We start from the raw sequence: 9,771 nt of genomic DNA on the forward strand, positions 1-9,771 counted from the left end.
CGAAAATCAAAAGATCGCAGCCTTCGGCAGCTCCTACAGTTCGGAGCGCGGGCTCGGCAGCTGCCACAAGCGTCATCCCCCCCGCCCTTCAGCCAAAACCATTCGCCCCTAAAGCCGCCAGGCGGGCTGCCGTGACAGCCTGATTACGTTATACTCGCCGGCTTTCAAAAGTTCGCCAACGAGTGCTGCCCGCCATGGAAATCAACCCGATCCTTAACAGTATCAAGGACCTGTCCGAGCGCTCCGAAACTATTCGGGGGTATCTTTGACTACGATCAAAAGCATGAGCGTCTGACTGAAGTCAATCGCGAGCTTGAAGATCCGAATGTCTGGAACAACCCGACGTACGCTCAGGAGCTGGGCCGCGAGCGGTCCCTGCTGGCTCAGATCGTCGAAACCCTCGACGAAATGCACACCGGCCTGGCCGACGCCAAAGACCTGCTGCTGATGTCCGCCGAAGAAGAAGACCAGGCTGCCGTCGATGACGTCGCTGCCGAAGTCGAGCGTCTGCGCGAGTCCCTGGAAAAACTCGAATTCCGTCGCATGTTCAGCGGTGAGATGGACGCCAACAACGCTTACCTGGACATCCAGGCCGGCTCCGGCGGTACCGAGGCCCAGGACTGGGCCAACATCCTGCTGCGCATGTACCTGCGCTGGGCTGACAAACGCGGTTTCGACGCGACCATCATGGAGCTGTCGGCCGGTGAAGTCGCCGGGATCAAGGGCGCCACAATCCACATCAAGGGCGAATACGCCTTTGGCTGGTTGCGTACCGAAATCGGCGTGCACCGTCTGGTGCGCAAGAGCCCGTACGACTCCGGTAACCGTCGCCACACCTCGTTCTCGGCCGTGTTCGTGTCGCCGGAAATCGATGACAACATCGAAATCGACATCAACCCGTCGGACCTGCGCATCGATACCTACCGCTCCTCCGGTGCCGGTGGTCAGCACGTAAACACCACTGACTCGGCCGTCCGTATTACGCACGTACCGACCAACACCGTGGTCAGCTGCCAGAACGAACGCTCCCAGCACGCCAACAAAGACACCGCGATGAAAATGTTGCGGGCGCGCTTGTACGAGCAGGAAGTGCAGAAACGCAACGCCGCCTCCCAGGCCCTGGAAGACACCAAGTCGGACATCGGCTGGGGTCACCAGATTCGCTCTTACGTGCTCGACCAGTCGCGAATCAAGGATTTGCGTACTAACGTCGAACGCAGTGACTGCGACAAGGTGCTCGACGGCGACATCGACGAATACCTGGTGGCGAGCCTGAAGCAAGGCCTGTAAACCGCCAGTCAAGACCTTAAGTCCCCTGCCATCGGTGGGGGCAACGAACCTGTGATGGAATTTTTAAAGACATGAGCGACCTAGAACTCGACCCGCAAGCCCTGCAACAGGAAGAAAACTCCCTGATCGCCCTGCGCAAGGAAAAGCTGGCTGCCGAGCGCGCCAAGGGCAATGCCTTCCCGAACGACTTCCGCCGCGACAACTACTGCGAAGACTTGCAGAAACAGTACGCGGACAAGACCAAGGAAGAGCTGGCAGAAGCTGCAATCCCGGTCAAGGTTGCCGGTCGTCTCATGCTCAACCGTGGCTCGTTCATGGTGATCCAGGACATGTCCGGGCGCATCCAGGTTTACGTCAACCGTAAAACCCTGTCCGAAGAAACCCTGGCCGCGGTGAAAACCTGGGACCTGGGCGACATCATCGCCGCCGAAGGCACCCTGGCGCGTTCCGGCAAGGGCGACCTGTACGTCGAAATGACCAGCGTGCGTCTGCTGACCAAATCCCTGCGCCCGCTGCCGGACAAGCACCACGGCCTGACCGACACCGAATCCCGTTATCGTCAGCGTTACGTTGACCTGATCGTCAACGAAGACGTGCGCCAGACTTTCCGCGTTCGTTCGCAAGTCATCGCGCACATCCGCAGCTTCCTGATGAAACGAGACTTCCTGGAAGTCGAAACACCGATGCTGCAAACCATTCCAGGTGGTGCAGCGGCCAAGCCGTTCGAAACACACCACAACGCTCTGGACATGGACATGTACCTGCGCATCGCGCCGGAGCTGTACCTCAAGCGTCTGGTGGTCGGTGGTTTTGAAAAGGTGTTCGAGATCAACCGCAACTTCCGTAACGAAGGCGTTTCGACTCGTCACAACCCTGAATTCACCATGTTGGAGTTCTACCAGGCTTACGCCGACTACGAAGACAACATGGACCTGACCGAAGAACTGTTCCGCGAGCTGGCACAGCTGGTTCTGGGCAGCACCGACGTGCCTTATGGCGACAAAGTGTTCCACTTCGGCGAACCGTTCGTGCGTCTGTCGGTGTTCGACTCGATCCTCAAGTACAACCCTGAGCTGACCGCTGACGACCTGACCGACATCGACAAGGCCCGCGCCATCGCCAAGAAGGCCGGCGCCAAGGTGCTGGGCTTCGAAGGTCTGGGCAAACTGCAGGTGATGATTTTCGAAGAGCTGGTAGAGCATAAGCTGGAGCAGCCGCACTTCATCACTCAATACCCGTTCGAAGTGTCGCCGCTGGCCCGTCGTAACGACGACAACCCGAACGTCACCGACCGTTTCGAACTGTTCATCGGTGGTCGCGAAATCGCCAACGCCTATTCCGAGTTGAACGACGCGGAAGACCAGGCCGAGCGCTTCATGGCTCAGGTGGCCGACAAGGACGCCGGTGACGATGAAGCCATGCACTACGACGCCGACTTCGTTCGCGCGCTGGAGTACGGCATGCCGCCAACCGCCGGTGAAGGTATCGGCATCGACCGTCTGGTGATGCTGCTGACCAACTCCCCGTCGATCCGCGACGTGATCCTGTTCCCGCACATGCGGCCACAAGCGTAAGTGTTTCAATAAAAAAGCCGCCTAAAACAGGCGGCTTTTTATTGCCTGTCTGGTACAAACGTATCAATTGGTTACTTTTGAAGTAAGAGAGGAATACCTGTCGTGAACCGTGCAATTGCTCAAGAGGGTGCAGCGGACGTCGCCACTGCGGTCGCTGAAAGTGTTCAGTACCAGGGCCGCAAGGCCAGCCGACAGGGCAGTGAACAGCGTCGACAGGACATTCTCGATGCGGCGATGCGCATTGTCGTGCGCGATGGCGTGCGGGCCGTGCGTCACCGCGCGGTGGCCGCCGAGGCTGGTGTGCCGCTGTCGGCCACCACTTACTATTTCAAGGATATCGATGACCTGCTCACCGATACCTTTGCCCAATACGTGGAACGCAGCGCGGCGTTCATGGCCAAGTTGTGGGCCAGCAACGAAGGCCTGCTGCGTGAGATGGTTGCCTATGGCGATGGCAGCCCCGAGTCCCGTTCACAGCTGGCCGACGATATCGCACGCCTGACCGCCGATTATGTGCAGCGCCAATTGCACAACCGTCGCGAACACTTGATGGCCGAGCAGGCGTTCCGTCAGGAGGCCCTGTTGAACCCGCGTCTGGCGGAGTTGGTGCGCTCGCATCAGCAAATTCTTCTGCAAGGCACCTGCCATTTTTTCGAGGTATTGGGTTCCCGCGAGCCACAACAGGATGCCAAAGTGTTGACGGCGATTATCGGACGGATGGAATATCAGGGCCTGCTCAACGACGCCGAGCCTGTCGCCGAAGCCGAAATGCTCGGCATCCTGACTCGCTACATGCATTTGGTGTTGGCGTCGGTGTGACCCGATCCCCCTGTAGGAGCTGCCGCAGGCTGCGATCTTTTGATCTTGCTTTGCAGCAGTGTCGAGAGGATCAAGATCAAAAGATCGCAGCCTTCGGCAGCTCCTACGGTCCGCGTGTGTTCAAAGGGAGTGTTGAATGAAAGCCTGGCGTGTCGTTGTGATCGCCTTGTCGTTCCTGCTGCTCAGCGGCTGTCTGGTGACCTTCAAGGAGCCGCTGCCCTCGAGCGAGCCCGCGCCTAAAGGGTTGCTCGGCAAATGGACCAGCACCAACGCCTGGGGCGAACCGCTGAATCTGGAGCTGACGCGCCTGGGCGACAACCACTATCAGGCGGTCAGCTACTTCAAGACTAAACCCAAGGAGCGTGAAGCCTATCCCTTCACGGTGACCCGCCATGGCAGTCGCTGGTACCTGTCGGCCAAGGTGCCGGCGCAATTCGGTGGGCATTTCACTCTCTTCGGTTTCGAGCTCACCGATAAGCATGAGCTGGTGGTCTATAACCTCGACCTCGAGCAGATCAACCAGGCCCTGAGGCAAAAAGTCCTCAGCGGCGAAGGCTTCCAGACCGACGACGGCGACGGCGTGTTGATCAACAACAATCTGGACCAGGTCTTCGCCTACCTTGACGACCCGGCCAATTCCGATGTGTTCGTCGAGGCCGTGCGCTATCAGCGCCTGGCCAAAGCCAAATAAACCCAGCACGTAAACGGTTTTTCTACAGGAGTTTCGGGTGGACGATTACCAGCAGTCGATACGCATTTTGTCCGATCGCATTGTGCTGGCGCAGACGCCGATTCGCGTCCTCGATGCAGTCAAGTGGGACGACAGCATCCGCAAGGGTTTCCTCAAGGCCAAGGGCAAGGAAATGCCGGCGGTGGACCGCGATTACTACCTGAACCGGCCGCTGGCGTTCGACTCCAGCAAGGTGAAACTGGAATTCCAGAACATCGAACGCGACATCACCCGTCAGCTTGGTCAGTTCAACCCGGTCGGCCAGATCATGCGCCGCATGTGCAAGGAATACCGGATGGTGGTGCGCATGCTCGAAGCGCGCGGCACCGAGGATTTCGGGCTGATTTCACAGGAGCTTTACGGTGCCGCTTCCGACGCGTTCCACGCCGGCGATCCGACCCTTTCCGACCTGGGCCTGATGCTCTCGGATTACCTGAACAATATCGATGGCCGTGGCGACCTGAAGGACGAACCGAAAATCCTCACCGCCAAGGAAGCCGTCCACCTGCTGCAAACCCGCTTGAACAAGGTATTCGGCGAGGCCGAGGAAACCATTCGCGTATTCGAGTCCGACGGGATCGTCGCCGATGCGGCGGCTGGCGCCGACTACATCAAGATCCGCACCGACGCGATGTTCAACGACCGTGACGTGCGCGCTCTGGAAGTGCACGAAGGGCTGGTGCATGTGGGGACCACGCTCAATGGTCTGAACCAGCCGATCTGCACCTTCCTCTCCAAAGGTCCGCCGTCGTCGACGGTGACTCAGGAAGGCCTGGCGATCCTGATGGAAATCATCACCTTTGCCTCCTACCCGAGTCGCCTGCGCAAACTGACCAACCGCACCCGCGCCATACACATGGTGGAAGAGGGTGCGGACTTCCTGCAGATCTTCGAGTTCTTCCGCGAGCAAGGTTTTGAAATGGCGGAAAGCTACGGCAACGCCAGCCGGGTTTTCCGTGGCTCGGTGCCGACAGGTCTGCCATTTACCAAAGACTTGTCCTACCTCAAGGGCTTTATCATGGTTTACAACTACATTCAGTTGGCCGTGCGTAAAGGCAAGCTTGAGCAGATACCACTGCTGTTTTGCGGCAAGACCACGCTGGAAGACATGCGGACCTTGCGCCAGTTGGTGGATGAAGGGCTGGTGGTGCCACCGAAGTATCTGCCGGATCAGTTCCGTGACCTGAACGCGCTGTCGGCGTGGATGTGCTTCTCCAACTTCCTCAATCACCTGAGCCTGGACCGGATCGAAGCGGATTACTCCAACATCCTGTGAGCAGTAAAATCCCCTGTGGGAGCGAGCTTGCTCGCGATAGCGGTGTAACAGTCGATGAAAATGTTGAATGTTAAGCCGCCATCGCGAGCAAGCTCGCTCCCACAGTGTTTTGTGTTCCAACCCCTATTTTCGCGAGGTTTCAACGGATGAGATTCCTCGGCATTTTTTGCCTGCTGCTGACCTTGAGCGGCTGCAGCTCACTGCTGTTCTACCCCGAGCCCGGCCAGCTGTTTACCCCGGAAAAAGCCAAACTTGAATACCGCGACATCACCCTGACCACCGCCGATGGCCTCAAGCTGCACGGCTGGTGGTTGCCGGCCAAACAAGGTGTCGAGGTCAAAGGCACGGTGCTGCATTTGCACGGTAACGGCGGCAACCTGCCCATGCATCTTGGGGGGAGCTGGTGGTTACCGAAAGAAGGGTATCAAGTGCTGCTGCTGGACTATCGCGGTTATGGATTGTCCGAGGGGGAACCGACGCTGCCGGAGATTTATCAGGACATCGACGCCGCGTTCAAATGGCTCGATCAGGCGCCGGAGGTCAAGGGCAAGCCGCTGATCCTCCTGGGCCAAAGCCTTGGCGGTTCGATGGCCGTGCATTATCTGGTTCAGCACCCCGAACGCCAGAAACAACTCAAGGCCTTCGTCCTCGACGGCGTGCCCGCCAGTTACCGCAGTATCGGTCAATTTGCCCTGAGCCATTCCTGGCTGACCTGGCTGGTTCAGGTGCCACTGTCCTTGCTGGTGCCGGACGGCGACAGCGCGATCCATTCCATGACGCAGCTCAATGGCGTGCCGAAACTGATCTACCACAGCATCGACGATCCGATCGTGCCCCTTTCCAACGGCATCCGTCTGTATCAAGCTGCGCCGCCGCCGCGGGTGCTGCAACTGACCCGTGGCGGTCATGTGCAGACGTTCGCCGACCCGGTCTGGCGCAAAGTCATGCTGCGTTTTCTCGATGACCCGCAGCATTTCAACGGTCTGCGCCGCCTGGGTGAAGTCCCGAATTACCCGGCGCCGAAAAATTCTGAAGATGAACCACCAGAGAGTCCGCAATGAGTGAAGAACGTAACGCCATCCCGCTGATCATCACCGGTATCTGCAGCATCCTCGGCACTGTCGCAGCCCTGTGGTTCTACGGCTACCTGCACTTCGCCAAACCCGAAGATGCGCTGCTGCTCAGCGACTTCACCATGCTCAAGACTGTGCCGGGCGAAGACTACAAAGTCTCGCTGGAACCGGCCCCGCAAGTCGCGCAATGCATCGATGGCGTGCTGGTGATGTTCGACACCGAACAGAAAGGCTTGAGCGGCGTGTTGGTCAACAACAAGAAAAAAGCGGTGCGTTGCATGGTCGAGGAAACGCCGCAGAAGCTGCAACCGTAGCGCTCCCGAAAAGATCGCAGCCTCGTTTCACTCGACAGCTCCTACATAGACCGCGTGCTTCTGTAGGAGCTGTCGAGTGAAACGAGGCTGCGATCTTTTGATCTTAAAAACAAAAGCCCCGCCTGATCAGATCAGGCGGGGCTTTTGCGTTACAGCAGGTTCAACTCAGTTCGAGCTGACCGCCGAACGCGGGATCACCGGCTGGTTGTCGTTGGAAATGGTCACTTCCACCCGACGGTTCATCGCACGGCCCGAGACGCTGCTGTTCTCGGCCACCGGGTATTCCTTGCCGTAACCCTGCGCCACGATACGCGCTGGATCAACGCCCATTTTCACCAGCGCCGTGCGCACGGAACCGGCACGATGCTCGGACAGCGACTGGTTGTGGTTCGCGGTGCCCGTGCTGTCGGTGTAGCCCTCGACGATCACTTTGCGATCAGGGTTTTCCGAGAGGAACTGCGCCAGTTTGTTGATGTTTACCAGACCGCTGGACTTCAGATCAGCCCTGTCAGTGGCAAACAACACATCACCGAACGTCACCAAGGTACCGCGATCGGTCTGCTTGGCGTTCAGGCTGTCCTGCAATTGCTTGATCTGCGCGTCGCGTGCGTCCAGACGGGCCTGGGCACGTTGCGCAGAGGCATTTTTCAGACTGGCTTCAGCGGTGCGCAGCGCGATGGTTTGCTTGGCCACTTCAACACGTTGATTGGTCAGGTAAGCCAGTTGGTCGACCTTGGCCTGGTCCTCTTTGTCCTGGTAAGCCTTGTCGGCCTTGTCCAGGTAATCGCTGGCTTCTTTGGTTTCCAGCGCCGCGACTTTGCTGGCTTGCGGGTTGGTTTGCAGGCCGGTGTAGTTGCTACGGGCCTGTTCCAGGTTCGCGTTCGGCGGCGTGGAGCAGGCAGCCAGTGCAACGCTTGCGGCCAGCAGGGCAGGGATCATCAATTGTTTACGCATGGTGGTTTCGTCCTTTTAGTCGAGTAAGAAGTACGTCGTGCCGCGCCGCTTACTGCACGGTGCGCTGGCTTTCCTGACGCAGTTCTTGAACACCTTTCTGAGAGTCCTTCACAGCCTGTTCAGCTTTGATAGCCTGGGCTTTGCGCTCAGCCACGCGAGCGTCCCACTCGGCCTGTTCGGCCAGGACTTTGGCTTCGTCATACTTTTTGTCGTGCATGGCGATTTCGGCTTGTTTGAGCTTGTCCTGCGCGGACTTCATTTCCACTGCCGCGAATTCGGTACCGCCGGCACTGACGGCGCTGTTGACCGCCGATTCCGTCACGGCGAATTGCTCGCTTGGCGGGTTGCCGGCACAACCGGCCAGAACGAGGCTGCTGCCGATTGCCAGTGCAGCCAGTTTCAAGCTACGCAGGTGGGTGAAAGAGGATTGGTCAGTGCGGGTCTTCATGGTCTTCAACTCCATTGGAATAACTCCTGAAAAACTTAAAAATCCATCCTGGGCAAGGAGCCGCAACCTTCAATTTCCGGGGGTGTTATGAAACGGCCGTCCCAGGCGTGGTTAATGGGTGTGACCCGAGGCGTTTTTCAAAAGTTCAGAGAATATGGCCCATTGCCCGAAAAAACTTTGACCGGGCGGACAAGGCTCTAAATCGGGACTTATCATCATACGCAGCAGTACTCCCGGCCCTGAACGAGCCCGGGAATATGCATTTTGGAGGGGAAAAGAAGCGCGGTAATCAGTGTTTCTGTTTGGCGTCAACGGCCGACAAATCGTGCAAATGACGACGGGACAATGCGAGAAAACGCGGAGTCGGACCGACGTCTTCGTACAGCGGATCACCTTCTTCGTCGGTGGCCACGACGGTCGAGCCCTTCACATACGGAAAGCTCTTTTCGAGCTCTTCCAGGGCGGCGCCGATCAGCTCGCCGAGCAGTTCTTCGGGCTGCCGTTTGGGGTACATATCGATAATGGCCGCCAGCCGTGCGGCGGCCTCCACATCCAGGTGAATCGAGTATCCGGTGTCGGTCAGGCGACCCTTGGCGTTTTCTTCCCAGTGATGGGCAAGCTCGCGGATTTTCATAGTGACCTCAATGCGCACCTGCTCGTGGCAGGCAGTGTCAGTGTCCGGCAAAGGCCGGCGGCAGCCGTTGTAAGGCTTACTCTTCAGACTAGCTTTAACGCCCAAGGTTTAAAGTCCCTTCGTCGTCTAATGGTGAACGTTGCTTCGGTGCTTCAGATTGGGTGTATATCCGTTTTTGCGGTGATGGCTGATTACGGTTTCGCTTTTACAGCGAGTCACTTTCGAAAAGCGCGAAAGTAACCAAAGCGCTCTTGCCCCTTTCGTTCGGTGCCTCGCTAAGGCTCGGCATGCCCTCGCTCCGGTCCTGCTCCGTGGGCCCGCCGCCATCGGCCATCCATGGCCGGGGGCGGCTAACCCGGCATCCTTGCCGGGTTGCCCACTGCGCAGAACCTCCACTCGGCCTCTCGAGGGGGCGGTGCATCAAGATCAAAAGCTGCAGGCGAGCTAACGCTCGACCTGTTGAGTGGTGAGGAGCGTGCGTACACCCCCTCCCCCCGGTAGGAGCTGTCGAGTGAAACGAGGCTGCGATCTTTTGATCTACTGCCCCTTTCCCAGAGGCCGAACGCAGGCGTTGCGCAGGGGGCACCGCGGCAAGGATGCCGCGGTAGCCGCCCCCGGCCATGGATGGCCGATGGCGGCGGGCCCCCGGAGCAATGCCG

At 58.6% G+C, this 9,771-nt stretch carries 10 protein-coding genes; 7 read left to right on the forward strand and 3 right to left on the reverse strand.

The genetic code is table 11. The features are described 5' to 3' along the window. Window positions 1–194: 194 nt before the first annotated feature. The 7 genes from prfB to WLY71_RS27465 all read left to right on the forward strand — a co-directional run bounded on the left by prfB (window position 195) and on the right by WLY71_RS27465 (window position 7,076). Window positions 195–1,290 (forward strand): peptide chain release factor 2 gene (prfB, locus tag WLY71_RS27435; protein ID WP_140677704.1). Its coding sequence is split into 2 segments (ribosomal slippage): window positions 195–266 and window positions 268–1,290, totalling 1,095 coding nucleotides; the frame shifts between segments, so codons are not numbered across the junction. A gap of 71 nt (window positions 1,291–1,361) precedes the next feature. Beyond that, window positions 1,362–2,864, forward strand: coding sequence for a lysine--tRNA ligase (gene lysS / locus WLY71_RS27440; protein ID WP_283183170.1), 1,503 nt, complete (start codon window positions 1,362–1,364; stop codon window positions 2,862–2,864). Between the two features lie 102 nt (window positions 2,865–2,966). Then, a complete protein-coding gene (locus tag WLY71_RS27445) occupies window positions 2,967–3,683 on the forward strand; it encodes a TetR/AcrR family transcriptional regulator (RefSeq protein WP_046048164.1) in 717 nt (238 codons plus the stop codon). A 136-nt stretch (window positions 3,684–3,819) separates the two neighbouring features. Next, complete coding sequence (locus WLY71_RS27450) at window positions 3,820–4,374, forward strand: hypothetical protein (protein WP_347806055.1); 555 nt, start codon at window positions 3,820–3,822, stop codon at window positions 4,372–4,374. A gap of 37 nt (window positions 4,375–4,411) precedes the next feature. After that, window positions 4,412–5,689 (forward strand): flavohemoglobin expression-modulating QEGLA motif protein, encoded by a 1,278-nt coding sequence (locus tag WLY71_RS27455; protein ID WP_309674589.1) that lies wholly within the window; start codon window positions 4,412–4,414, stop codon window positions 5,687–5,689. Window positions 5,690–5,835: 146 nt separating this feature from the next. Further along, window positions 5,836–6,750, forward strand: a complete 915-nt coding sequence (locus WLY71_RS27460; RefSeq protein ID WP_347806056.1) for an alpha/beta hydrolase — start codon at window positions 5,836–5,838, stop codon at window positions 6,748–6,750. Next, window positions 6,747–7,076: a PA3694 family proteiin gene (locus WLY71_RS27465; RefSeq protein ID WP_347806057.1), complete on the forward strand. Its 330-nt coding sequence runs from the start codon at window positions 6,747–6,749 to the stop codon at window positions 7,074–7,076. The genes WLY71_RS27460 and WLY71_RS27465 overlap by 4 nt, the downstream gene beginning before the upstream one ends. A gap of 165 nt (window positions 7,077–7,241) precedes the next feature. Here WLY71_RS27465 and lptF read toward each other — a convergent pair whose 3' ends face one another. The 3 genes from lptF to WLY71_RS27480 form a co-directional block, all read right to left on the reverse strand. After that, window positions 7,242–8,030, reverse strand: a complete 789-nt coding sequence (gene lptF / locus WLY71_RS27470; RefSeq protein ID WP_347806058.1) for a lipotoxin F family OmpA-related lipoprotein LptF — start codon at window positions 8,028–8,030, stop codon at window positions 7,242–7,244. 49 nt (window positions 8,031–8,079) lie between these two features. After that, window positions 8,080–8,493 (reverse strand): DUF4398 domain-containing protein, encoded by a 414-nt coding sequence (locus WLY71_RS27475; protein ID WP_347806059.1) that lies wholly within the window; start codon window positions 8,491–8,493, stop codon window positions 8,080–8,082. A gap of 274 nt (window positions 8,494–8,767) precedes the next feature. Continuing rightward, window positions 8,768–9,112, reverse strand: a complete 345-nt coding sequence (locus tag WLY71_RS27480) for a pilin assembly protein (RefSeq protein WP_347806060.1) — start codon at window positions 9,110–9,112, stop codon at window positions 8,768–8,770. Window positions 9,113–9,771 lie beyond the last annotated feature (659 nt).

The sequence above is a fragment of the Pseudomonas rossensis genome (genome assembly GCF_039888995.1).
Lineage (GTDB): Bacteria > Pseudomonadota > Gammaproteobacteria > Pseudomonadales > Pseudomonadaceae > Aquipseudomonas > Aquipseudomonas rossensis.